This window comes from Paracandidimonas soli (genome assembly GCF_004342005.1).
Classification (GTDB): domain Bacteria; phylum Pseudomonadota; class Gammaproteobacteria; order Burkholderiales; family Burkholderiaceae_B; genus Paracandidimonas; species Paracandidimonas soli.
Window position 1 is genome coordinate 40258 of sequence record NZ_SMBX01000012.1, and the last position, 24418, is coordinate 64675.

Consider the following 24418-nt stretch of genomic DNA (forward strand, 5'->3'; position numbering starts at 1 on the left):
GGCTATGCTCAGTTCTGTGTCTCGAATATGTCTTCCAGGGAATCGGCAAACAGAATGCGCTCGGACCATAGCGCCAGGGTGTCGGGGTCGGCCTGCGCCAGGCGGGCATCAGCCCATTCAGGGAGTGGACCGAATTTGCGAGTGAGCATGTGCCGCAGGATGGAGAGCATGCCTTCGGTTTTGCCTTCGGCAATACCCTCGGCTTTTCCACGAGCCAGAAAATGGCGTTCGATACTTGTGACGAATGGCATGTTTCTCTCCTCGCTCATGGACTGCATGGCCTGTATGAAGGCTTGTTCCTGCTCGGGCGGCAGTATCAGCATCCAGTCGATCAGACGGAATGTGGATAGTATAGCGTCGTGAGAATAGTGAATCAGGCCGTCGGCCTGACTGGGGCGACGGTCGTACACAGCTTGCTCAAGCGCATCCAGAACGAAGTCCGTCGTCATGCTGCTGGAGGCGCGCCAGCCGACAATCCGTTTGGTATAAGCGTCGATAACAAAGGCCACATACAGCCATCCTTGCCAAGTGGAAACGTAGGTGAAATCCGCTACCCAGAGCCGGTTTGGACGATCCGCCTCGAAGTGGCGCCGTACCAGATCTTGCGGACAGGCCGCTGCGCTATCGGGCACCGTGGTGCGCACGCGCTTGCCACGACGCACCCCTTCAATGCCCAAGTCGCCCATCAGACGTTCGACCGTACAGCGCGCCACGTGAATGCTCTCGCGATTCATCTGCTTCCAGACTTTGCGGGCTCCGTAGACACAAAAGCTCTGCTCCCAGACTCGATAGATCTGGGGGCGCAGTTGTTCGTCCTTCTGGGCTCGCTGACTACGCAGTTGTGGTTGCCGACACCGGGCGGCGTAGCGCCTGTAGGCTGACGGGGCGACCTGCAAAACCTTGCAGATCGGCTCGACCCCGTACAGTTCCATTCGGTAATGAAATTATTGATCATGGTCAATAATTGAAAATTTCTAATTATTGGTTTGCTATTGCTGGCTGGATGCAGTAAAGGGAATTTAAACGCAAGATGTTTTTTCCGGCGTGTGTATGAATGGTATATAAATAATTGGATGGATCCCGTTCTGGAGAATAGGTGTGCCGCCGCCCGGCAAGCCTGCGGGGCGGGGTCAGGCGATCATCGCTTCACGCGGCAATCACGAAAACGCATCGATACCGGTCAGGTGGCGTCCGATGATGAGCTGGTTGATCTGCGTCGTGCCGTCCGGGATGGTCAGCATGCGCGCGTTGCGGAAGTGGCGCTCGGCGGGGAACTCCTTGGTCAGGCCGAAGGCTCCCATGACCTGTATGGCCTTGGAAGTGACGCGCTGGGCCGCTTCCGTCGTGAAGGACTTGGCGATGGACGCCTCGACGTCGCAGCGCTTGCCGCTGTCCAGCATCGAGAGCGCGCGATACACCAGGAGCTGGGAAGCGGAGATGTCGGTTGCCATTTCGGCCAGCATGGCCTGCACCAGTTGATGGCCGGCGATGGGCTTGCCAAACTGCACGCGGTCCTTGGCGTAGGTGATTGCGTCCTGGAGGGCCGCCTGCGCGATGCCCAGCGCCAGGCACGACACGAAGCACCGGGAGCGGGCGAAGCCTTTCATGGCTTCGCGCATGCCGGCGCCCACGCCGCCCAGGAGGTTCTCTTCCGGCACCACGACGTCGTCGAACAGCACCTGGCACATGGGCCAGCCGTTCAGGCCGAGCTTGCCGATGTCCGTTGCCTTGAAACCGTGCTCCTCGCGATCGACCAGGAACATGGAGAATTCGTTTTCGCCGGTGCGTGCGACCACGGTCACGACATCGGCCACAGTAGCGTTGGACGTCCACATTTTCTCGCCGGAGATCCGGAAGTACTTGCCGTCCCTGACCGCCAGCGTGCGCATCTCCCGCACGCTGGAGCCCATGCCGGGTTCGCTGATGGCCGAGCAGCCTATCATTTCTCCGGTCGTCAGCTTGGGGAGATAACGCTCCTTGATCGCGTCCGAGCCGTTCTGGAATATCTTCAAGGCGGCGCCTTCCGCGACCCATGCCAGGCCGGCCACGTCGGGCGAGACCTTGGCCAGTTCTTCGAACAGCAGTCCGCTGGTCAGGAAATCGAGCCCGACTCCGCCGCCTTCTTCGGGCACCCAGCCTGAGCCGACGCCATATGGCGCCATGATTTGCATGACTTCAAGCGCGGCATCCCGCGAGAACGGTTGATCCTTGAAATCCTTGGCTAGGGGGGCGATGTCGCGCTGCACCAGGCGCGACCAGCCATCCAGCGCCATCCGCTGTTCTTCTTCCAGTTCAAAGTTCATGAGCTGCTTGTCTCCAAAGTGAATGAGGATGGATGCCGGTCCTAGCGTACCGGCACGGACTCGTGCACGAGCCTGCCGTCCTCCGATTTCCTGAAACCGATGTGCCGCAGCCAGTTGGCGTCGTCCTGCCGCGGGTGATCCGTGCGCTGATGGGCGCCGCGGCTTTCCGTGCGCAGCAGGGCGGCGGTCATGATGGCGCGCGCCGTTACCGCCATGTGCCGGGCTTCGATGAGGCTGGCGATGTCCGCGGGATTGGCCGCGCCTGCCTGTTCGAGCCGCTCTTCGATGGGGCCGAGCTTTTCCAGGCCGCTCGCCAGCGCTTCTCCGGTGCGCCATATGCCGGCCGCGCCGGCGATGAGCGTCTGGATCGAGGCCTTGGCTTCCTGCGCGGCTCCGCCGTCCTTTGCGGCTGAACGGGACAAGGCGTCGACCGCGGCTTTGGCGGCTTCCGCGATGGCCCTGGCATTGCGTTCCGGCCTGTGCTTCGCGGCGTTGCGTCCGGCGACGGCACCGAACACCAGCGTGTCGGTACAGCCGTTGCCGGCGATGCGGCTCGCGCCGTGCACGCCCCCGCCGGATTCGCCGCCGACATACAGGCCGTGTATGCCCGTCCATCCATCCTGGTCGATGAGGGCGCCTCCCATGGTGCTGTGGGCGGCCGGCGCAACGATGGGGCTGCGTTCGGCGGGATCGACGCCGGCGGCCCGCAGGCGCTTGCAATGGGATACGTAGCTCTCGAGCACGTCCGGCGGCAGCACGGTCGTATCGAAGGCGACTCCGCCTTCCGGCAGGCCGCGGCCTTCGTCCAGTTCCCGCTGTATGAACAGCGACATCTTCGCTTTTTCGATGCCGCGTTCTCCGTGCGGCGGGTTGTAGCGCAGCATGAACCGTTCGCCCTGCGCGTTCCACAGAAGGGCGCCATCGCCGAGCATGGCCGTGGGCATTTCCATGCCTGCGCATTCGGGCGGCCAGACGGTGACGACGGGTTCGAACTGTATGAACTCCATGTCGATCAGCTGGGCGCCGGCATCGAGCAGCAGGCCATAGGCGCCCGCCGCGACATCGACGGGATAGGTGCTGCCTGCATAGAGCTGGCCGATGCCGCCCATGGCAACGACGACCGAGCGCGCGTCGATAACGAGCAGCGAGTCTGTCTGCGGCTTCCACAGCACGGCGCCCCTTACGCAGCCGTCGTCCTGGAGCAGGCGCAGGACTTTGTGGCCGGCGATGGTGCGGATGCCGTCCTGCTGGGCCTTGCGGACCAGGGAGTCGAGTATGACGCGTCCGGTTCCTTCGGGCACGAACACGGAGCGCGCATAGGTGTTGCCGGACAGGTGGCGCTGCCGCACCTTGCCGCCTGGCGATACGCCGTTCCCGACCTCGCGGGCGAAGGGCACGCCCAGCGCATCCAGGCTGTGGAAGGCGTCCACCGATTCGTAGGCGAGAACGCGGGCCAGGCGCGTGTCGTTCAAATGGTATCCGCCCTGCAGCATGTCGGACAGGAAGACTTCGGGCGTGTCCCTGACGTCGACATGGCCCAGCGGGGCATTGAAGCCGATGATGAAGGGCGATGCGCCCCTTGCCCTGTAGGCCATCGTCACGTCCGCGCCGAGCGCGCGGGCGGCCAGCGCGGCGCGATATCCCGCAAGACCCCCGCCAAGAACCAGCACGTCTGTTTGCATGTATTCCACTTCGAACATTCATCCAGCTCCTGCACTGGCCGGCGGCATTGCGATGCCGCTTTTCCGTTGATGCGATGGCCGGTGTAAGGGCCGCGATACAGGGAGATGATCCGTCATGGAATCCGCACGGCGCAAGCGATATGAAATTGTTCACCCATGAGTATTTGGAATATACTGCCGCGCATGCATTGGCACCTTCCTTCCCTCTCGGCTTTGCGCACATTCGAAGCGGCTGAACGCCACATGAGCTTCACCAAAGCCGCAGTAGAGCTCAACCTGACGCAAAGCGCGGTCAGCCGCCAGATACGGCTGATGGAAGACTACCTGGGCGTCGAGCTGTTCCAGCGCGTCAACCAAAGGCTGGCTGTCACGGAGGCGGGCCGGGCCTATGCGGAAGAAGTGCGGCGTGTGCTGCACTCCTTGCAGGAAGCGACGCTGAGACTGATGTCCTACCAGGAGCAGGGCGGTATTCTGCATATCGCCACACCGTCCGTGTTCGGCGTCAAGTGGCTGATTCCGCGCCTGCATTCCTTCTACAGCAAGCATCCCGACATACTCCTGAATATAGTCACGCGCAGCAAGCCTTTCGACCTGGAGTCGGAGAAGCTGGATGTGGCCATTCACTGGGGGAACAACGACTGGCCGAACGTGGTGGCGCATCCGCTGGTCGGGCGCGAACTGGTGCCGGTGTGCTCTCCCGCATACCTTCAGTCCATCGGGACGGTAAAGGCTCCCGGAGACCTGGCCAAGGCCGCCTTGCTGCAGCATGCCCGCAGGCCCAACCGGTGGCAGGAATGGTTCGATGCGCATGGCGCGGGCAATGTCAATGCCTGGGCCGGCGCGCGCTTCGAGCATTTCTATCTCATCACGCAGGCTGCCGTGGCCGGACTGGGCGTCGGCCTGCTGCCCCGCATGTTCGTCGAGGACGAGGTAAAGTCGGGCCGCCTGGTCATGCTGTTCGACGATGGCTTCGAAGGCAGCGACATCTACCATCTGGTCTACCCGGAACACAAAAGCAACGATGCCAAGGTCGGCAAGTTCCGGGAATGGATACTCAAGCAGGCGCAAGAGGACGGAACCAAAGGTTCCGCCGCGTAGCCCGGCGGGCGGTAATTCCCGTGCTCTCTATTTGCCGGTCCAGATCGGCCTGCGTTTTTCGAAGTGGGCGCGGATGCCTTCTTCGTAGTCGCTGGTGCCTTCCAGCGGGCGGCGCAATGCCTGGTCCAGGGCGACGGCTTCATCCCAGGGCAGGTCGGCGCCCCGATTCACGGACTCCTTGACGGCGGCCAGTCCCAGCGGGCTGGTGCTTTCTATGTCGTGGGCGCATTGCAGCGCGACGGCCATCAGCTCATCCTGGGGGACGGCGTCCTGCAGCAGGCCGTAGGCCAGCGCCTTGTCGCAGCCGATCCGGTTCCTGGCGGTGAAGAACAGTTCCTTCGCCCGGGCGGAGCCGATCAGGCGCGGGAGCATGATGGCCGCGCCGCCGCCGGGGTAGGCGCCCAATGTCATCTCCGGCCAGCCGAACTGCGCGCCTTCGGCCGCGTAGCGCAGGTCGCAGGCAAGCGCCAGTTCGAATCCTCCGCCCAGCGTCCAGCCGTTGATGGCGGCGATCACAGCCTTGGGCGACGCAATGATGGTCTCGCAAAGACGCCATAGCGCCCGGCTCTGCTCCCATTTCCCTTCGGGCGGCAGCTGACGGCGCTCTTTGAGATCGATGCCCGCGCAAAAAGCCTTGCCCTGGCCGGTGATGATGATCGAGCGCACGTCGGCGCGGCTTGCCAGTGAGCGAATGGTTTCGCTCATGGTTTCGGCAAGCTCGCGCGACAGGGCGTTCAATGCATCCGGCCGGTTCAGGGTCAGGACGATGGCGCTTTGCTTTTGTTCAAGCAAAAGTGATGTCATGTGGTTTTCCTGAAACGCTTGAGATGCGGGGGCCTCAATTGGCCTTGATGCCGGTTCCCTTGATCACCTCGAGCCACTTGCTGGACTCGTTGCGCAGGTCCCGATCCAGTTCTTCCGGCGTGGAAGACTGGGCCTCGGCGCCGGACTGACGGATCTGCGCGATGATTTCCGGATCCGCCATGGTCTTCACCAGTGCGCTGTTCAGCTTGGCGATGACTTCCTTGGGCGTGCCCGCCGGCACCAGATAGCCGAAGTCGCCCGTCACGACGAAGTCCTCGGTTCCCAGTTCGGCCACGGTCGGCACGTCGGGAAGCTGCGGCGAGCGCGTCTTGCTCGTGACTGCCAGGGCCTTGAGCTTGCCGGACTGGATATGCGGAAGCATGGCGGCCAGGTTCTCGAACGCGACCTGGACTTCTTCTCCGCCCAGCAGCGCAACCAGGCCGGGACCGCCGCCCTTGTAGGGTACGTGGGTGATATCGACCTTGAATGTGTTCTTGAACAACTCGCCGATCAGGTGGGTCGAACTGCCGATGCCCGCCGACTCGAAGCGCAGGGAGCCGGGCTTGGACTTGGCCATCTCGATGAGTTCGTTCAGGTTGTTCACCGGCAGGCTGGAATTTGCGACGATGACGTAGGGCAGCGTCACCGCTCGGCTGACCCCGGAGAAATCGCTGATGGGATCGTAGTTGAGCGATGCGTACAGGCCCTGGACGGCCGTGTGCGGGATCAGGCTCATGAACAGCATGGTGTAGCCGTCCTTCGGGGAGCGCGCCGCTGCCGAGGAGCCGATGCTGCCGCCCGCGCCGCCGCGATTTTCGATGACGACGGGCTGGCCCAGGTTCTTTGCCAGAGCCGGTCCGATGATGCGGGCCAGCACATCGGTGCCGCCGCCGGGCGGGTAGGTCACGATCACTTTGACGGGCGCCTTGGGAAAGTCGTCCGCGGCCAGGCTGGCCGGAGCGCTCGAGGCCATGGCCGCGAGCATGATTCCCGAGAATGCCGCGCGGCGCATGAAGTTCCTGCGGAACGCCGTCGGTTGCTGAATATTGCGTTTCATATGCTTATGTCCCCTGTTGTTATACCGCAAGTGCATTTTGCGGCAGCCCCCAGCCCGCCTCAAGCGATGATTCGTCGTCAGGTCATGAGTAAAGCGTATGAAGTCGCAGCCGGCAGGCTGGGCGTCCTAAAACTCATCACTGCATGATTTATCGTCGCTTGTTCCCCACCGGCCAAATACTGATAATCGGATTCGGTATGGATAATGACTCAACAGTATGGCAGGGCAGGAGTATATGAATACAAAGAATGAAACCGCGGCCAAGCCGCTGGCAGGCATCAAGGTGGTCGACTTTACCCGCGTATTTTCGGGTCCGTATTGCGCGATGCTGCTGGCGGACCTGGGGGCCGAAGTCGTCAAGGTCGAAATGCCGGGCTCGGGCGATCCTCTGCGCAGGCAGGGGCCGCCGTTTCATCATGAGATCGGCCTGACGTTTCTTGCGACGAACCGCAACAAACGCTCATTGACCTTGGACCTGAAGGCGGAAAAGGGCAGGGAGCTGGCTTTCAAGCTCTGTTGCGAAGCGGACGTCGTCCTGGAGAATTTCCGGCCCGATGTCATGGGACGCCTTGGCCTGGGGTACGAAGCGCTGAGCGCGGCCAATCCGAAGCTGATCTTCGCTTCCATTTCCGGGCTGGGGGCGGATGGCCCCGACATGAAGGAGGGAGCGTTCGACCTGACGATCCAGGCGCTGGGCGGCTACATGAGCATCACGGGGGAGCGCGACGGCAAGCCGATCAAGCTGGGGACATCGGCATTCGACATCATTTCCGGAATGAACTGTTACGCCGGCGTGCTGGCCGCGCTGCTGCAGCGCGGCGTGACAGGCAAAGGCCAGAAGGTGGAGACCAGCCTGCTGGAAGGCGAAGTCGCCTTCCTGACGAATGCCGCGATCGAATACCTGATTACCGGGAGCAACCCCGGCAAATGGGGGTCCGAGCATTCCCAGCAGGCGCCCTACAAGGCCTTCGAGACCGCCGACGGATGGACCGTCATCGGGGCGGGTTACCAGAATCTCTGGGAAGAATTCGTCAAGGTGCTGGACCGGGAGGACCTGCTGCAGGACGACAGGTTCAAGGACCTGGCGGGCCGCGTCGAGAACCGGGATGCCTTGTACGCCATACTCGATCCGGAGGTCAGGAAGCACACGACCGGCGAACTGAATGCCAGGCTGAATGCGGCCAAAGTGCCTTGCGCGCCTGTGAACAACATGGAGCAGGTTTTCAATCACCGGCAGGTCAGGCATCGCAACATGCTTTGCTCGGTGCGGCATCCTGTCTATGGAGACCTGCCCCAGGTGGGGCCGGCCACCAAGTTCTCGGGTTTCGACATTGCATCGGGATGGAGCGCTCCGCCATTGCTGGGGGAGCATAACGAAACAGTACTCTCCGGATGGCTGGGGATTTCAGAAGAGGAGATACAGCGCCTGAAAGACGAGCAAGTCATCTAGGACTTCGGGGCGGCGGCAAGCCCGCGCTTGCCGCCGATGAGGCGCGCCATATCATCCCGCCGTCAATACCTGCGCAGCCAATACGCGTAGGAGGGTGGCAGCCACTGCGAGGCGTCGGGCTCTTCCAGCGCGCGTGCGGCGGCATAGGTCCAGTGGGGATCCGCCAGGTGCCCCTTGCCGATCTGCACCAGGTCGGCCTGTGCATTTTCGATGATCTTGCTTGCGACTTCCGGCCGGCCCATGTTCCATGCGACGGAGACCGGAAGCCCGGCTTCGCGGCCGACGCGCTGCGAGATGGGGCCGAGGAACCCGGCTTCCGTCCATGGCACGTTCGCCTGGGGCGTGGAAAAGCCGACGCTGACGCTCATGAGGTCCAGTCCGCCTCGCTTGAACCGGCGCGCCAGCTCGATGGATTCCGCCAGCGTTTCTTCGTCGCGCCCGTCATATTCCAGCACGCCGAAACGCACTGTCAGCGGCAGGTTCTCGGGCCAGACTTCGCGCACCGCAGCCAGGGTTTCGCGCAGGAAGCGCGTGCGGTTTTCGAAGCTGCCGCCGTAGTCGTCGGTCCTCTGGTTGGAGTGCGTCGAGAAGAAGCTTTGCCCCAGGTAGCCGTGCGCGAAGTGCAGTTCCAGCCAGCGGAATCCGGCGTCGCGGGCGCGCCGCGCCGCGGCGGCGAAATCGGTCTTGACCCTGGCGATATCGTCGATCGTCATTTCGCGGGGGACGCGGTTCAGGCCGCCGCCGAAGGCGACGGCTGACGGGGCGATGGTTTCCCAGGCGCGTGGATCATCTGCCGGGATGTGGTCGTCACCTTCCCAGGGGACGTTTGCGCTGGCCTTGCGGCCGGCATGCGCGATCTGTATGCCCGGCACTGCGCCGGCGGCTTCGATGGATCGGGCGATGGGGGCGAGCGCTTCGGCCTGCGCGTCGTTCCAGAGCCCCAGGCAGGCGGGCGTGATCCGGCCTTCGGGAGAGACGGCGGTGGCTTCCACGATCACCAGGCTCGCGCCGCCGCGCGCCAGGCTTGCGTAATGCACGCTATGCCAATCGTTGACGAGACCGTCAGTGGCCTGGTACTGGCACATGGGAGGAACCACGATACGGTTGCGCAGCGCAACGTCTTTCAATGCATATGGCTGAAACAGGGACGGCATGGATGAAACTCCTTGGATAGTCTGGCGGCGGACACCGAAGATCCCGCTTGCCTTGCGGCCGGCTTCGGCATTCTCTTTGATACTATAGTTCGATTATATTCGAATATATAAACAAAAAGGAAATTTGCCGGTATGATTCGCTTATGCGTCCATTCAAACACCCAGCGGCGGAAGACCTGACCCTGGAGCGCCTGTTCCATGCGCTCAGCGATCCCGTGCGCCTGGATATCGTGCGCACGCTGGCAAGCGTGGAAGAGGCATCCTGCAGCGAGCTGGACGGCGGTCGCCCCAAGTCCAGCATGTCGCATCATTTCCGGGTGCTGCGCGAGGCCGGACTGGTGCATACGCGGCATGCCGGCACGACGCATATCAATACGCTGCGCCGCGCCGATCTCGATGCGCGCTGGCCGGGCCTGCTGGCCTCGATACTCGAAGCCTCGGGCTGAGCCGCCGCGATTCTTTCTTTTTATATGCTTGCCGAGCGCGGCGCCAGGATGCGCCGCTCATGGCGTTCAGGCGCTTCCGGCCAGCCAGGCCACGCCCAGGTTGACGAGCAATCCGCCCGCGAGCAGCCAGACCGCCAGCAGCGAGGCCAGCGCCAGCGGCTTCAGTCCGGCCTGGCGTATGGCGGACATGTGCGTGGTCAGGCCAAGCGCGAACATGGCCATGGCCAGCAGCAGTTCATCCAGTACCAGCAGCAATCCGGTGGCGGCGGCTGGCACGATGCCGGTGGAGTTGATGCCCACCACGACCAGGAACCAGACGGCGAACCAGGGAATCACCATGCCGCCGCGGGCGCCGGAACCGGATGCCCTCGCGCCGCGCATCAGCACATACGACAAAGCCAGCAGGAACGGGGCCAGCATCATCACGCGCACCATCTTGGCGATGACGGCGGTATTGGCGGCTTCCGGACTGACGGCGCCGCCTGCCACGACGACCTGCGCCACTTCGTGCACGGTCGATCCGACATAGACGCCATAGGCGTCGGGAGACAGCTGGATCCAGCCATGCTGCAGGTTCCACTGATACAGCAGCGGATACAGGAACATGGCCAGCGTGCCGAAAACGACGACGGTGGCGACGGAGACGGCGACCTGCTCCGGCTTCGCCTTGACGACAGGTTCGGCGGCCATGACGGCGGCGGCGCCGCAGATGGAGCCCCCCGCGCCGATCAGCATGGTCGTTGCACGATCCAGGCCGAACAGTTTCCGGCCGGCCAGGCAGGCCAGCAGAAAGGTGCTGCACAGCATGACGGCATCGATCGCCACGCCCGCCAGGCCCACGCCCGCGACGTCCTGGAACGTCAGGCGCAGGCCGAACAGCACGATGCCCAGGCGCAGCAGCCGCTGCTTCGAAAAGGCGACGCCCGGCAATGTCGGCGCGGCGAAACGGGGATAGAGCGTATTGCCCAGCAGCATGCCCAGCACGATGGCGACCGTCAGCGTGCTCAAGCCGTGCGACTGAAACCAGGGAAAGCGGCTGAGCAACATGGAGACGAGCGCGAAAGCGCCGGCCAGCAGCAGGCCGGGGACCAGGCGCCATTGCCTTGCGTGGGTGGCCGCGCCTTGTTTGTTGTTTTTGCCGTGGCTGGCGGGGGCGCCGGTTTGCGATAGTGAGGTGGACATTGGCCGGATGGATGAAGGTTGTTCCCGAGCCGGCACTTTGCGCCATAATCGATTATTAGTAAAACAGGTTATATGGATATAATAAATCGGTATTTCAGGTTATTAGCTAGTGGGGACCGGCATGCACCTTACCTTGCGGCAGCTGGAAATTTTCGTCGCCGTGGCCGAATGTGGCAGCACATTGTCCGCCGGCAGGCAGATCGCCCTGTCGCAGTCGGCGACCAGCGGCGCCTTGAAAGAGCTGGAGCATCTGCTGGATGTGGCGCTGTTCGATCGCGTCGGCCGGCGTCTGGTTCTGAATGAAAGCGGCCGGGCCTTGTTGCCGCAGGCGCGCATGACGCTGGATGCCGCGCGTGAAATCGAACGGCAGTTCGGCCTTGGGGATGGCTCGGGGCCTGCTTGCATCAGGCTCGGGGCAAGTACGACCATCGGCAATTACCTGGTTCCCGGACTGGTGGCCCGCTATATACAGAAGCGGCCGAATACGGGGGTGGACGTCCGTATCGGCAACACCCAGGAAATCGCCGAGGCGGTCGCGCGCTTCGAGGTCGACATGGGGCTGGTGGAAGGCCCCTGCAATGTGCCGGACCTGCGGGTCGAGCCCTGGATGGACGATGCCCTGGGGATCGTTTGCTCACCTAGTCATCCGCTGGCGCTTTCGGGCAAGCCGTGCAATGTACGTGCGCTGCGCGGCGCGACCTGGCTGCTGCGCGAGGCGGGATCGGGCACGCGTACTGCGGCCGAGCATGAGCTGTTGCCGTACCTGGATCACTTTGAAAGCGTCCTGCAACTGGGCAGCACCGAGGCGATCAAGCAGGCGGCGGCCTGCGGCCTGGGCCTGACCTGTCTGTCGCTGCACGCAGTGCAGGACATGCTCAGGCTGGGAAAACTGGTGGTGCTTCCCACGACGCTGCCCAGCCTCAGCCGCCGGTTCTATGTAATCCGCCACCGGTCCAAGATCGAGTCAGACCGGATGCGCGAATTCCTGTCTTGCGCGGAGCAGGCGCCGGCCGGGTGAGGCGGACGCAGGCCGGTCACTCGACTTTGGCCCCCGATGCCTCGACCAGTTTGCCGGCGACATCGTAGTCGGCTTTCAGCATGGCGCCGAGCTCGTCGATCGACATCGTGCCGAGTTCCATTCCCTGGTTTTTCAACCGTTCCTGGACTTTCGGGTTCGCCAGTACCTTTTCCATGGCCGCATGGACTTTCTCCACTTCCGCCTTGGGCATGGAGGCGGGGGCGAGCAGCGCATACCATGTGTCGTATGCAAATCCGGGCAGGCCGGCCTCGGCGACGGTGGGCAGGTCCGGCAGCATGGACGAGCGCTTCGCTCCTGTGTAGGCCAGCAGCTTGATGCGGGGTTCGTTGACCATCCCTGTCAGGGCGACCGTGGCCGACATGGTTCCCTGAACACGGCCGGCCAGCACTTCGTTGATGGCTTCTCCCGTGGCTTTCATTGGTATGTGCTGCATTGTTGCGCCGACTTTCGACAGCAGGGAGGCCATCGCCAGATGCGTCGCGCCGCCGCTGCCCGCGGACGAGTAGTTGAGCTCGCCGGGCTTGCTTTTCAGCAGGCGGATGTAGTCCTGCAGCGTGTTCACGCCCAGATTGCCGGGAATGGCGAGGACGAAGCCGGAATTGCCGATGTAGGAGATTCCGGTGAAATCCTTGACGGGATCGTAGCCGGTGTTCTTGTACAGATGGCTGGCGATGTTGAAAGTGGCCGCGGTCAATAGCAGCGTATTGTTGTCCGTTGCCTTTGCCACCATGGCGGTACCCAGGGTGCCGCCGGCGCCGGCCCTGTTTTCCACGATGACGGTGGCGTTCATCGCTTCGCCCAGCTCGGCGTTGAAGCTGCGCGCCACGATGTCCAGCGTCGATCCGGGGCCGTAGGGCACCACCATCTTGACGACCCGCTGCGCGAAGGCGGGCTGGCTTGCGCCGATGGCCAGCAGCGCCGCCAGCGCGGCCTGGCCTAAAACGGAAAGCTTCGATCGTTTGCCTTGCCCGGATGCTGCAGGCAGCAATCCGGCTGTCGTGTCGATTGTCTCCATCCTTGCTGTTTTCATTTTGGTTCCTTTCTAGGTGTCTGGGAATACAGTAGGCGGGACGCGGACGCGTCCCGCCTGATGCCTGGGATTTGCTATGCGGTCAGAATGTTGTCGATGGCTTCCTCCAGGCTGTCTGCCGCATGGGAAAGCCGCTTGCCCATGGCGTCAAGGCTGGCCTCGTCGTCCGTGCAGCGGGCCTTGGCCCTGGCGATATCGTCTTCCACGCGCTCGGGCGCGGGGCCTCCGGTGAGCGTGCGGGCCTTGATGCATTCCGACGGGTTCAGGGCCTTGCGGATGAGTTCGTCGCCCAGGCCCAGCGGCTGCCCCATGTATTCGACCGCGGCTTCATCCACCAGAGCGCTGGTGACGCCGGTCTGGGTGAGCCCCCGGCTGATGCCGATCCTGACGAGGATCGCCACGATCTGATGCGCCGTCCTGAAAGGCAGGCCTTTTTCCATCACGATGATATCGGCGATGTCGGTTGCGCAGATCCAGTTCAGGTTCGTCGCATTTTCCAGCATGCGGTCCTTCTTGATCGTCAGAGTGTCCAGCACGCCCGTCATGATCTCGGTGGCTTCCAGCACATCGTCCAGCGTGGGGGCCAGCTGGCGGGTGTATCCCATGCAGACGTCGTGCATTTCATACAGGTACGACGCCAGATGGCCATAGGTGCGCGCGGCGGCTCCCCGGATCCACATCAGGGTATAGGGGTTTTTCTTCTGGGGCATGATGCTGCTGGTGCCGCAATACCTGTCCGCCAGCTCCACATAGGAAAACTCGGTGGTCGACCAGAGATACAGTTCCGACGCGATGCCGGATACGTTCATCATCAGCAGCGCGGGCACGGTATAGGCTTCGGCGGGCACGCCCAGCCAGCCGTCGAAGCCGAGCACGGCATATCGCGTATTGGAGATGACGCCGTCGAAGCCAAGCAGTTCCGCCGTCCTTTCCCGCTTGATGGGATAGCGCGAACCGGTCATGATGGCCGCCCCGGCGGGGCTCATGTTGACGCGTTCGTACAGTTGCTTCAGTCTGGAGAAATCATTTTCCAGCGACAGCTCCCAGGACATGACGTAATGGGCGAAAGAGGTCGGCTGCGCATGCTGGGACCAGGTGGATGCGGGCATCACGGTGTCGATGTGCTCGCCCGCCATGGCAAGCAGGCGCTTTCTCAGCGCGATGGATGCCGCCATCAGCTTGAGAATGAATTCCCGGATGAAAATGCGACTGGTGACAGCCATGAAGTCGCCCGAGCTGCGGCCCGCGTGGATCCGTCCGCCGATGTCTTCGCCAAGCTCGGTGATCAGCCACGCCTCTCCCGAATGCTCGCCCGCTTCCGTCTGCGCGCGCACCGTCTCGACGCCTTGCTGTTCCATTTCTCTCAGCGCCTTGAGCATTTTCCTGGCGTCTTCGCGCTTCAGGAAGCCTTGCTCGGTCAGCATGACCAGGTGAGCTTTGTCGAACTGGTGATAGATCTTGAACTCGCGCATTTGCTGGACGGGGTCGCCGAGCTTGGTGCGGTACTGGACCTCTTCCGCGTCTTCCGTCAGGCGCGCGCCTGCCTTGCGATAGGGTTCCCCTTTTGCGACTTTCCCATAGATGCTGCCTTTGCTCATTTCCTATGACCCTCCTTGTGTGGTGATGTGCGAAATGGTTGTGGTGTCGTGAAATCGATCGGACGCCGGATGTTTTTCATCGCCGGGCCGGACCGCAGTGCCGCATGAGATCCGGCAGCGTCCAGTCATGGGTATTCGAGGCAATGCGGCGCAGTATGTCGCCGCACTGCCGCGCGCCGATCACCGGCGCGGCGATCGCCGAGAACTTGTCGGCCACTCGCCGGGATTGGGCGGCCTTGTCCCCGGCCGGAACATTGCAGTCGATGGTCTGCTCAAGGGAGCGTCTGTCCGCGGCGGCTACGAATACGGTCGATTTGCTCAGTCCCATACCGGGCTGCAGCTCGACCCGGATATTCCGGGCGATGGCCTGCACATCCTCCTTTGCCGCTTCGTCCCAGGTCTCCAGCCGGCTCGTGTCCCTGCCGAGCAATGCCAGCGCGGCGGCGGTTTTCAGGCTGAACTTGGTTTCCAGCGGCGTGGAGGGGGACTGGATATTGCAGATGGTGCATTCGGCGCCTGCCAGAATGCGGATCCCGGAGATCGACCCCGGCGTGAGCCTGTGCTCGCGGCGCAATCGCGTCATGGCCTCGATCGCCGAGTGCGTGCTGAAACACGAGGCATGGAACTTGAACAGGTTGCCCAGGATGTAATAGCCGCCGTCGGGCTCCGCCAATGCCCGGTCCGGGTGGAAGTCGTCGCCATGGGCGCGGGCGAATCCCTGGAAGCATTCCAGCGCGTCGCCGCGGCTGACAAAGCCTTTTTGCGCGAGCAGGGCGGAGCGCAGTCCGGCTTGCGCCGCCATCCCCGCATGCAGCGGCTTGGCCATGCTGCCGAACATGGCTTTCAGGCCCGCGGCTTGCGTGGCGGCCAGGCCGAGCGCGAAACAGCTTTGCTCCAGAGGCAGCGACAGCAGATGCGCGCATGCCATGGCGGAGCCCAGGCTGCCAATGGTGGCCGTGGCATGAAAGCCGCTGGCGTAGTGTGCGGGCGAGACCAGCTTGCCGATCCTGCACGCGGTTTCATAACCGGCGACAAAGGCGGCGATGAAGTCGGAGATGGGCGCTTCGCGGTGCTCGGCCAGCGCCAGCAGGCCGGGAACGATGGCAACGCTCGCATGCCCCGGCAGGGCAAGATTCACGTCGTCGTAGTCGAGCACGTGGGAAGCCGTGCCGTTGACCAATGCCGCTTGCGGCATGCTGGCCTTGATGCCCTGGCCGACCAGGCTCGCCTGGGGAGCGCCGCCTTCGTCCAGCATGCAGTCAGTGACGATCCTGCTGGCGGGCTCCCGCGTTCCCGCGATGGCGCAGCCCAGCCAGTCCGTCAGGCAGTCCAGGGCAAGCCTGCGCGCATCGGATGGCAGCCCGTCATGCCGGACTTCCAGCGCCCGCCCGGCCAGCTCGACGGTCAGGCCGCAGCCGGCGTTTGCCGTCGGGATGTCCGCATCGCCCGGGCCGGTCTCCCGGTGCTGTTCCCGGCCCTCAGGCCTGTGGTCATGTTGTGTTGAGCTGTCCAGCACGCGAAGCCTCCATTTGCCGATGCGGGGAATGTCCCGTTTCCGCCGGGGGAGCATCGGAACGCTTCCCGACAGCCGACTGCATGGAGTGAATCTTGGATCTTTTTTGTATTTCTATCCAATGAATATTCTTTGCTACATTATCATTTTTAATGATGCTTATGGCGTCCGGAGAGACTTATGAATCTGCGTCACCTGGAGGTTTTCCATGCGGTCATGCAGGCCGGATCGGTGACCGGAGCCGCCCATTTGCTCAATGTCACCCAGCCCGCGATCAGCAATGTGCTGCGCCATGCCGAGCAGCAGCTGAAATTCAAGCTCTTCGAGCGTATCGGAGGACGGTTGCAGCCTACGCCGGAGGCCTGCGATCTGTTTCCCGATGTGCAGGAAATCTTCGGCCGCATCGACACGCTGAACCGGTCCGTGGACGACATCCGCGGAGGGAGGGCGGGGCGCCTGGTCATCGCGGCGTCCCCGACGTTCGTCAACGTCTATCTGCCCAAGGTGGTCGCCAGCCTGCATCAGCCGGATTCCGGGGTGCAGGTGACGATACATTCGCTGCCGACGGCCACGGCCATCGAAGAGCGGGTGGCCCGCCGGGAAGTCGATATCGGACTGGTATATGCGCCGGTCATGGATCCGAGCGTCGTCGTCGAGGAAGTGGCAAGGTCGAGAGTCGTGTGCGCGGTTTCCGGCAAATCGCCGCTTGCCAGGCGGAAGGAGTTCGGTCCGCAGGATCTGGCGGGGCATACGGTCGTCGCCACAGGGCCGACGACCCGGATAGGGAAGGCGATCAAGGAGACCTATGGCGCGCACGGATTGTCGATGCCCGCCATAGCGGTGGAGGTCAATTCTTCGCAGACGGCCTGCCTGATGGTGGCCGAAGGCATAGGAATAGGCCTGGTGGACCTGGCGACGGTGCACCAGTATCCATTGGACGATGTCGAGTTCCGGCCCTTCAAACCGCATATCGAGCTGCGCTTGTGCCTGATCTTTCCCAAGGACCGCCCGCGTTCCCGGCTGGCGCGGCGCCTTGCCGCGGGGCTGCAGGCTCAGTTCAACTCTTCCGCCAGCAAGGCGTCCCGTTTGCTGGCTTCCGGGAGGTAGGCGGGGCGGTATCGCAACCCCCGCCGCGCCGATTCCGGTTTCCTTTTCCTGCCTGTTTGAATATTCGTATTTTTGGTATACCATAATATGGAATTCCAAAATGCTGAATCTTGATCGGACAAGGAAAGGAGACATCATGTTCAATGGCTTGGGAAAACATTTGCGGTCCTGGTGCGGTAAGGCGTCGGGCCGTGGGCGCGGCATCGGTATGGCGATCTTGCTGGGCGGAAGCTTCATGCTTCCCGCGGCGGCGCAGGCGAGCTATCCGGAGCGGCCCGTGACGCTGATCGTTCCGTTCGCTCCCGGAGGCAGCTCCGACATCATCGGACGCGTGCTGGCAAACCCGCTGGCGGAAAAACTGGGGCAGAGCGTCATCGTGGAGAACGTTTCGGGCGTCGGCGGCGTACTGGGAACCCAGAAGGCGGTGCGCTCGACGGCCGATGGCTATACGGTCCTGCTGGGATCCGGATCCGAAATCCTGATCAACAAGCTGATCAACCCCAGCGGGGTTTCCTATGACGGCTTGCAGGACCTGGTGCCCGTGGCGTTCGTCGGCACCGGGCCCATGGTGCTGGTGGGGCGTCCGGGGCTGCCTGCCAGGACGATCTCGGAGGTGCTGGATCTGGCTCGCAAGGATGCGCTGAGCTATGCGTCGGCAGGCAATGGCACGCCGATGCATGTGGCCGGAGAGCTGCTGCAGATCCGTTCGAAGACGCAGATGACCCATGTGCCGTACAGGGGAGCTTCTCCCGCACTGGTCGATATCATGGGGGATCAGGTCGATCTGGGCGTGTCGACCCTGGCCGCGGCCCAGTCCCATATCCAGGCTGGCCGGGTGCAGGCCTATGCCGTGACCAGCGCCGAGAAATCGGATCTGGCGCCCAGCCTGCCGGCGCTGGGCCAGGAGCCGGGGCTGGAAGGGTTCGACCTGAATGTCTGGTTTGGACTTTTCGTGCCGCGCGATACGCCTGCCGCGGTTGTCGAGCACCTTCAATCGGTTGCGCAGGAAGTGCTGGCCAGCGAAAAAATCAAGGCGGATCTCGCCGCCCAGGGCATCAGCGTATCCGGCGCCTCGGGACAGGAGCTGCGGAAATATATGGAAGAGCAGGTGGAGATCTACCGCGAGGTGGTCAAGACGGCAAACATGCGCGCGGAATGAAGGCAGCTCTCGGCCGTGAGAGTGGCCGGGGGTATCGGAAACCGTGCATAGACTAGACGAAGGATTGGAACCGAATATGAAAGCGCAAATACGGAAGATCGTAAGTTACGTGGAAGACACCCTGATTGAAGGCGGACGCATCGCGCCGACGCCATTACGCCTGATCGGCGTTGCCGCGGTCGTGCGCAATCCGTGGGCCGGCTGCGGCTTCGTGGAGGACCTCAAGCCAGCGATCCATGCGGTGGCTCCGGAGCTTGGGCGTGTGCTGACGGAGCGAGTTCTCGATCTGGCGCAGGGCGCCGAGCACATCGAAGCCTATGGCAAAGCCGCCGTCGTGGGAACCGAAGGCGAAGTGGAGCATGCATCGGCATTGATCCATACATTGAGATTCGGCAATCACTACCGCAAGGCCCTGAATGCGAAAAGCTACCTGAGCTTCACGAATGTGCGCGGCGGGCCCGACTGCGCAATCTCCATTCCCATGATGGACAAGGACGACGAGGGGCGGCGGTCGCACTATCTGACATTGCAGTTTTCCATCAACGACGCACCCGCGCCGGATGAGATCGTCGTGGCCTTGGGGGCTTCCATCGGGGGGCGTCCGCACCATCGCATAGGGGACCGCTATCAGGACCTGAAGGAGCTCGGCGGCAATGACGTGGCTTGATGCGGTACGGGAGTGGCCGTTGCGCAGGACCCGTGACGGCCGCACATGCTATGCCCTGCATGGAGAATCCCGGAGCGGCGCCGTGGTCCTGATCCATGGTGTCGGCATGCGCCAGCAAATATGGGCGCCGCAAGTGGAAGCCCTGGTATCCGAAGGGCATGACGTACTGACCTACGATTTCCTGGGACATGGGGGTAGCGCCATGCCGCCGGCCGGGGCCTCGTTGCACGACTACGCCGTCCAGTTGCGGGAGCTGCTGGACGAACTGGGGCAGACCGAGGTTGCACTCGTGGGGCATTCCATGGGGGCGCTGATCACGCTGGAATTTGGCCTGGCTTATCCCGGGCGGGTGAAAAAAATGGTCGGACTCAATGCCGTGCATCGCCGCAGTGCGGAACAGCGTGCCGCCGTCGCCAGGCGCGCCGTTCAACTGAAGACAGAGGGCAGCGGCATGTTGCTGGAGCCGACTCTGGCGCGCTGGTTCGGGGATCCCGTGCCTGACGATTATCGGGATGTGGCGCTTTTTACCCGCGCCCTGCTGGAAAATGTCGATTCGCAGGGCTATGCGATCAGTTATGATGTATTCGCTCGCGGCGACGACCTGCATTCCGGCCGGCTGGGTCAGATAGCAGTTCCGGCCCTGTTCGCTACAGGCGAGGGGGATGCCAATTCCTCGCCGGAAATGTCTCGATCCCTGGCGGAATGCGTGGCTGACGGACGCAGCGTCATCTTGCCGTCGGCGCGCCATATGATGCCATTGACTCATGCGAAGGAGGTCAATGCGTTATTGAATACATTCCTCTAGGAGAAGGAGTTGCAGGAAAATCCGTTGCGCGTGCAGCGCAATCTCAAGACGTTGCGGGAGATGGCTCTGGAAACCATGCGCGGCGCCATACTGGGCGGTCATTTCCTGCCTGGAGAGCGGCTGGTGGAGAGGCAGTTGTGTGAACAGCTCGATGTCAGCCGCAGTATCGTACGCGAAGTCCTGCGCCATCTGGAAGCGGAAGGCCTGGTCGATACGCAGGGGCAAGGCCCTGTAGTGGCCACGGTGGATGCGGATCAGGCCATGCAGATATACCAGGTGCGCGCCCTGCTCGAAGGACATGCGGCGCGCACCTGTGCCGTGATGGCCAGCGATGCCGAGCTGAAGACGCTGCATGCCTTGAACAAGCAAACGCAAGAGGCATTCGCGAAAGGCGATTTCGACCTGGTCCGGCAGAGAACAGCCGCCTTTTACGAGACCTTGTTCAAGGCGAGCGGGATGACGGTCGCCTGGGATGTCGTCCGGTCCCTCAATGCGAGGATCAATCGCTTGCGGGCACTCACCATCAGTGCGCCGGGGCGGGCCGCGGAAGCGGAACAGGAAATGGCGGACATTCTGGTTGCCCTGGAAAGACGGGATCCGGATGCCGCCGAACAGGCTTCGAGGCGGCATGTCATGCGCGCGGCCGAAATCGCCAGCGCGCGGCTGCCGGCGGATGAGGCGCAAGGCGACCCATCCAGGAAAACACATTGACGCGTCATCAGCCCGGTTTCAGACAAGGGGATGCTGTGCGAAAAAATGGAGTAATCATCTTGCTGGCGGGACTATTGTCCGCATGCAGCCTTCCTTCGCTGGAGGGACGCAGCGCATCCCATGCCCTGCTGTCGCAGGATAGCGGCGATACCCGCCTGGGACGCGGGCTTGCGCCCATGGTACGGGAGCATCCGGGGATGTCGGGTGTAGCGCCGCTGTTCAATCCGCTGGATGCGTTTGCCACGCGCATGCTGCTGATTGCGGCCGCGCAGCGCACGCTGGACATCCAGTACTACATCTGGCGCGACGACATCACCGGCAATCTGCTGCTGCACGCGCTGCATGAAGCGGCAAAGCGCCAGGTCCGCGTCAGGCTGCTGCTGGACGACAATGGCATTTCCGGGCTGGACGGCAAGCTGGCGCTGCTGAATGCCGTGCCGAACGTCGAGGTCAGGCTGTTCAACCCGTTTCCGTTCCGGACCTTCAAGCCGCTTGGATTCCTGACGGATTTCAATCGGGTGAACCGGCGCATGCACAACAAGTCTTTCACGGTCGACGGTCAGGTGACGATCGTCGGCGGACGCAATATCGGCGACGAGTACTTTGGCGCGACCCAGGACATGGAATTCGCCGATCTCGACGTGCTCGTCGCGGGCGCCGTCGTCGACGACATGTCGCGCGACTTCGACCGCTACTGGAACAGCGAATCCGCCTATCCCGTGGACAAGCTGGTATCGATGCCCAATGACCGCAAGGCAAGAGAGCTGTTGATGGGAGAGGCAAGCACCGAACTACTGCCGAAGGCGCATGCCTATATGACGGCCGTGCGCCAGTCCGGTTTCCTGGAAAACCTGCTGGCGGGCAAGCAGCAGCTTCAGTGGGTACGCGTGCGCATGGTCAGCGATGATCCTGCGAAAGTGCTGGACAAGGCCCCGCAGGGGACGCTGCTTGTAGAGCGGCTGACACAGGTACTGGACAAGCCGGAAAAATCCGTGGATCTGGTTTCGCCTTATTTCGTCCCGACAGACCAGGGCGTGGCGGAGCTTGGCGCGTTGGCGAAGCAGGGCGTCAGGCTGCGGGTGTTGACCAACGCAATGGAAGCGACAGACGTCGTCGCGGTCCATGCCGGCTATATGAAATACCGTGTGCCTCTGTTGAAGCAAGGCATCGAGCTGTTCGAAATGCGGCGGCATAGCGATCAGGAAAAGATCAGGGGCAGGGCAGGCCCATTCGGCAGCTCGGGCTCCAGCCTGCATGCCAAGACCTTTGCCGTGGATGGAAAGCGGGTCTTCGTCGGTTCGTTCAATTTCGACCCCCGCTCCGCCAGCCTGAATACCGAGCTTGGCTTCGTCATCGAAAGCCGGGATATGGCGCAGTCTGTTGTCAAGGCATTCGATGTCGATGTTCCCGGCTATGCCTACAAGCTCGGGCTGGATGAAAACGACGAGGTGTACTGGCTCAAGACGAATGCCGACGGAGAGGTGGAAAAACTGCTGACCGAGCCGTCGGTATCGTTGCCGAAACGGCTCTATGTCCAGTTCCTGTCCCTATTGCCGATCGAGTCCTTGCTTTAAGGTGAAGGACGGATGCGTCGGCTTCAATAGCCGCGCCCCGTGTCCACGACGCCCGTGACGGGCAGCCCGGCCTCGATGCGCCGGATCTTTTCCACCACCTGGCGTACGGAGTCGCTGTACAGCGATATCGCCGCAATATGCGGCGTGACGCGAACGCGGGGGTGACGCCAGAATGGGTGGCTCCGAGGCAGCGGCTCTTCACGGAATACGTCCAGCGTCGCGCCGGCGATCTGGCCTTCGTCGATGGCGGCGATCAGATCATCGTCCACGACATGGGCGCCGCGCGCCACATTGATCACATAGGCGCCTCGGCGCAGCCGGCCCAGGTTTTCCCTGTTCAGGATGTTTTCCGTTTCCGGAGTCAGCGGCAGCAGACATGCCAGGATCCGGGTGGCGGCCAGGAACTCGCCAAGCGCATGTTCGCCGTGGAAGAGCCGGATCCCGTCGATCGTATCGCGGTCGGAGCGGGCCCAGGCATGGACGGCAAATCCGTGCGCGCTCAGATCCCGCGCGACCCGTTGCCCGAGCACGCCAAACCCCAGCACGCCGACCGGAAAATCGGCCTTGTCGCTGGGCGCCCGCTGCCGCCACAGCGCCGCCTGTTGCTGTTCCTGGAATCGATCGAACCCGCGGAAATGATGCAGGGCCGCTTGCACGACGTAATCGGACATCTGCTCTCCCATGCCGGCATCTTCCAGGCGGATCAGGGGGCAGGACACCGGCAGTCCCAGTTTCAGGAAGGCATCCACGCCCGCGCCGGCGTTGAACATCGCCTTCAGGCGCGTCTGCTCTGTGATGAATTGCCGGCTCGGATTCCAGATGAACGCATAATCCGCGGGAGCGTCGCCCGGTTGCCAGCGCGTGACCTCCGCATCGGGCAGTAATTGCGAGAAGTGTCGAATCCACCGATCGACTTCGGAGGAATCGGGCTGGAAATGGCAGGTGATCTTCATAAGCGAAACGATAATGTTGCAGTGTGATGTGTATTGGTGCGCCTCTATACGCGGCAGCGTCGAAGGCATCACTGTACCGCATGGCGTTTTCGCATATGGATCGGGCATCCTGTATTAGAATGATTGGCGTCGGGGCTGCGACCCTGCAGGCCTCTCTGAGATAGGAGGAACGCATGAACCGCCTTACCGCCAAGGATTTCCCCGCAGAACTGCTGGCTCTCTACGATGGTTATGTGCACGGTCGTATCAGCCGCCGCGACTTCCTCGACCGCGCGGCGAAGTTCGCCGTGGGCGGGCTGACCGCCACCGGCCTGCTGGCTGCGCTGAGCCCGGACTACGCGCTGGCCCAGCAGATCGCATTCACCGATCCCGACATCCGTCCCGAATACATCAGCTATCCGTCCCCGAATGGTCATGGCGAGGTGCGCGGCTATCTGGTGCGCCCGGCCAAGGCGTCGGGCCCGGTGCCCGGCATCGTCGTCGTGCACGAAAACCGAGGGCTGAACCCCTATATCGAAGACGTGGCCAGGCGTGTGGCCAAGGCTGGCTTCATTGCGCTGGCGCCGGACGGCCTGAGTCCGGTCGGCGGCTATCCCGGCAACGACGACCGTGGCCGGGAATTGCAGCAGCAGGTCGATCCGGAGAAGCTCATGAATGACTTCTTCGCAGCCATCGAGTACCTGCGCGACAGTGACCTGACTACCGACAAGATCGGCATCACCGGCTTCTGCTATGGCGGCGGCGTGTCCAATGCGGCGGCCGTCGCCTACCCGGAGCTGGCGGCTGCCGTGCCGTTCTATGGCCGCCAGGCCAGGCCGGAGGACGTGCCGCGTATCCAGGCGCCGCTGCTGCTGCACTTCGCCGAGACCGACCCCAACGTCAATGCCACCTGGCCGGCCTACGAAGAGGCGCTCAAGGCCGCCGGCAAGACCTTTGAGGCGCATATCTATCCGGGCACCAACCACGGTTTCCACAACGACTCCACGCCGCGCTACGACGAAGCGGCCGCCAAGCTCGCCTGGGAGCGGACGATTGCTTGGTTTGAGCGGTATCTGGCTTGAACGTCGATGGGATGTAATGCGGGCC

The 24418-nt window shown here is 62.9% G+C and carries 21 protein-coding genes and 1 pseudogene; 11 read left to right on the forward strand and 11 right to left on the reverse strand.

What is annotated here, in order from left to right; all coding sequences use genetic code 11:
• Positions 1 to 362: 362 nt before the first annotated feature.
• The 3 genes and pseudogenes from EV686_RS16875 to EV686_RS16885 form a co-directional block, all read right to left on the reverse strand.
• A pseudogene (locus tag EV686_RS16875) lies at positions 363 to 923 on the reverse strand (IS3 family transposase); the annotation flags it as partial.
• 234 nt (positions 924 to 1157) lie between these two features.
• Complete coding sequence (locus EV686_RS16880) at positions 1158 to 2303, reverse strand: acyl-CoA dehydrogenase family protein (protein ID WP_132478132.1); 1146 nt, start codon at positions 2301 to 2303, stop codon at positions 1158 to 1160.
• A 41-nt stretch (positions 2304 to 2344) separates the two neighbouring features.
• On the reverse strand, positions 2345 to 4003 hold the full coding sequence (locus EV686_RS16885; RefSeq protein ID WP_132478133.1) for an FAD-binding protein: 1659 nt from the start codon (positions 4001 to 4003) through the stop codon (positions 2345 to 2347).
• Positions 4004 to 4168: 165 nt separating this feature from the next.
• On the opposite strand from EV686_RS16885, the gene gcvA reads away from it, so the two are divergent.
• Positions 4169 to 5083, forward strand: coding sequence for a transcriptional regulator GcvA (gene gcvA / locus EV686_RS16890; protein WP_132478169.1), 915 nt, complete (start codon positions 4169 to 4171; stop codon positions 5081 to 5083).
• A 27-nt stretch (positions 5084 to 5110) separates the two neighbouring features.
• On the opposite strand, the gene EV686_RS16895 is transcribed toward gcvA, so the two are convergent.
• Both EV686_RS16895 and EV686_RS16900 read right to left on the reverse strand, forming a co-directional pair.
• A complete protein-coding gene (locus EV686_RS16895) occupies positions 5111 to 5887 on the reverse strand; it encodes an enoyl-CoA hydratase/isomerase family protein (RefSeq protein ID WP_132478134.1) in 777 nt (258 codons plus the stop codon).
• Between the two features lie 34 nt (positions 5888 to 5921).
• Positions 5922 to 6944: a Bug family tripartite tricarboxylate transporter substrate binding protein gene (locus EV686_RS16900; protein WP_165972662.1), complete on the reverse strand. Its 1023-nt coding sequence runs from the start codon at positions 6942 to 6944 to the stop codon at positions 5922 to 5924.
• Positions 6945 to 7179: 235 nt separating this feature from the next.
• Between EV686_RS16900 and EV686_RS16905 the strand changes: the two genes are divergently transcribed.
• Positions 7180 to 8394 carry a CaiB/BaiF CoA transferase family protein gene (locus EV686_RS16905; RefSeq protein ID WP_132478136.1) on the forward strand — a complete coding sequence of 405 codons (1215 nt, stop codon included), beginning with the start codon at positions 7180 to 7182 and terminating at the stop codon, positions 8392 to 8394.
• 62 nt (positions 8395 to 8456) lie between these two features.
• Here EV686_RS16905 and EV686_RS16910 read toward each other — a convergent pair whose 3' ends face one another.
• Positions 8457 to 9548 carry an NADH:flavin oxidoreductase/NADH oxidase gene (locus EV686_RS16910; RefSeq protein WP_132478137.1) on the reverse strand — a complete coding sequence of 364 codons (1092 nt, stop codon included), beginning with the start codon at positions 9546 to 9548 and terminating at the stop codon, positions 8457 to 8459.
• A gap of 143 nt (positions 9549 to 9691) precedes the next feature.
• Between EV686_RS16910 and EV686_RS16915 the strand changes: the two genes are divergently transcribed.
• Complete coding sequence (locus EV686_RS16915; RefSeq protein ID WP_132478138.1) at positions 9692 to 9994, forward strand: ArsR/SmtB family transcription factor; 303 nt, start codon at positions 9692 to 9694, stop codon at positions 9992 to 9994.
• A 66-nt stretch (positions 9995 to 10060) separates the two neighbouring features.
• Here the strand turns inward: EV686_RS16915 and EV686_RS16920 are convergent, their stop codons facing one another.
• Positions 10061 to 11176 carry a YeiH family protein gene (locus EV686_RS16920; RefSeq protein ID WP_132478139.1) on the reverse strand — a complete coding sequence of 372 codons (1116 nt, stop codon included), beginning with the start codon at positions 11174 to 11176 and terminating at the stop codon, positions 10061 to 10063.
• Between the two features lie 121 nt (positions 11177 to 11297).
• On the opposite strand from EV686_RS16920, the gene EV686_RS16925 reads away from it, so the two are divergent.
• On the forward strand, positions 11298 to 12194 hold the full coding sequence (locus tag EV686_RS16925) for a LysR family transcriptional regulator (RefSeq protein WP_132478140.1): 897 nt from the start codon (positions 11298 to 11300) through the stop codon (positions 12192 to 12194).
• Between the two features lie 16 nt (positions 12195 to 12210).
• Here EV686_RS16925 and EV686_RS16930 read toward each other — a convergent pair whose 3' ends face one another.
• From EV686_RS16930 to EV686_RS16940, 3 genes are all read right to left on the reverse strand, one after another.
• Complete coding sequence (locus EV686_RS16930; protein ID WP_243650935.1) at positions 12211 to 13245, reverse strand: Bug family tripartite tricarboxylate transporter substrate binding protein; 1035 nt, start codon at positions 13243 to 13245, stop codon at positions 12211 to 12213.
• 74 nt (positions 13246 to 13319) lie between these two features.
• Complete coding sequence (argH, locus tag EV686_RS16935) at positions 13320 to 14843, reverse strand: argininosuccinate lyase (protein ID WP_132478141.1); 1524 nt, start codon at positions 14841 to 14843, stop codon at positions 13320 to 13322.
• Between the two features lie 76 nt (positions 14844 to 14919).
• On the reverse strand, positions 14920 to 16359 hold the full coding sequence (locus tag EV686_RS16940; protein WP_165972663.1) for an MmgE/PrpD family protein: 1440 nt from the start codon (positions 16357 to 16359) through the stop codon (positions 14920 to 14922).
• Positions 16360 to 16536: 177 nt separating this feature from the next.
• On the opposite strand from EV686_RS16940, the gene EV686_RS16945 reads away from it, so the two are divergent.
• From EV686_RS16945 to EV686_RS16970, 6 genes are all read left to right on the forward strand, one after another.
• Positions 16537 to 17463, forward strand: coding sequence for a LysR family transcriptional regulator (locus tag EV686_RS16945; protein ID WP_132478143.1), 927 nt, complete (start codon positions 16537 to 16539; stop codon positions 17461 to 17463).
• Between the two features lie 136 nt (positions 17464 to 17599).
• Positions 17600 to 18622 (forward strand): Bug family tripartite tricarboxylate transporter substrate binding protein, encoded by a 1023-nt coding sequence (locus tag EV686_RS16950; protein ID WP_165972664.1) that lies wholly within the window; start codon positions 17600 to 17602, stop codon positions 18620 to 18622.
• Positions 18623 to 18698: 76 nt separating this feature from the next.
• The gene (locus tag EV686_RS16955; protein ID WP_132478145.1) at positions 18699 to 19289 is read left to right on the forward strand and encodes an amino acid synthesis family protein; all 591 of its coding nucleotides are present in this window, start codon (positions 18699 to 18701) and stop codon (positions 19287 to 19289) included.
• Positions 19276 to 20094 carry an alpha/beta fold hydrolase gene (locus EV686_RS16960; protein ID WP_132478146.1) on the forward strand — a complete coding sequence of 273 codons (819 nt, stop codon included), beginning with the start codon at positions 19276 to 19278 and terminating at the stop codon, positions 20092 to 20094. Before EV686_RS16955 ends, EV686_RS16960 begins: the two co-directional genes overlap by 14 nt.
• Before the next feature lie 9 nt (positions 20095 to 20103).
• Positions 20104 to 20805, forward strand: coding sequence for a GntR family transcriptional regulator (locus tag EV686_RS16965; RefSeq protein ID WP_341539342.1), 702 nt, complete (start codon positions 20104 to 20106; stop codon positions 20803 to 20805).
• 59 nt (positions 20806 to 20864) lie between these two features.
• A complete protein-coding gene (locus EV686_RS16970) occupies positions 20865 to 22379 on the forward strand; it encodes a phospholipase D family protein (protein WP_243650936.1) in 1515 nt (504 codons plus the stop codon).
• 23 nt (positions 22380 to 22402) lie between these two features.
• On the opposite strand, the gene EV686_RS16975 is transcribed toward EV686_RS16970, so the two are convergent.
• On the reverse strand, positions 22403 to 23332 hold the full coding sequence (locus EV686_RS16975) for a 2-hydroxyacid dehydrogenase (protein WP_132478147.1): 930 nt from the start codon (positions 23330 to 23332) through the stop codon (positions 22403 to 22405).
• A gap of 173 nt (positions 23333 to 23505) precedes the next feature.
• On the opposite strand from EV686_RS16975, the gene yghX reads away from it, so the two are divergent.
• Positions 23506 to 24393: a YghX family hydrolase gene (yghX, locus tag EV686_RS16980; RefSeq protein WP_132478148.1), complete on the forward strand. Its 888-nt coding sequence runs from the start codon at positions 23506 to 23508 to the stop codon at positions 24391 to 24393.
• Positions 24394 to 24418: the final 25 nt, after the last annotated feature.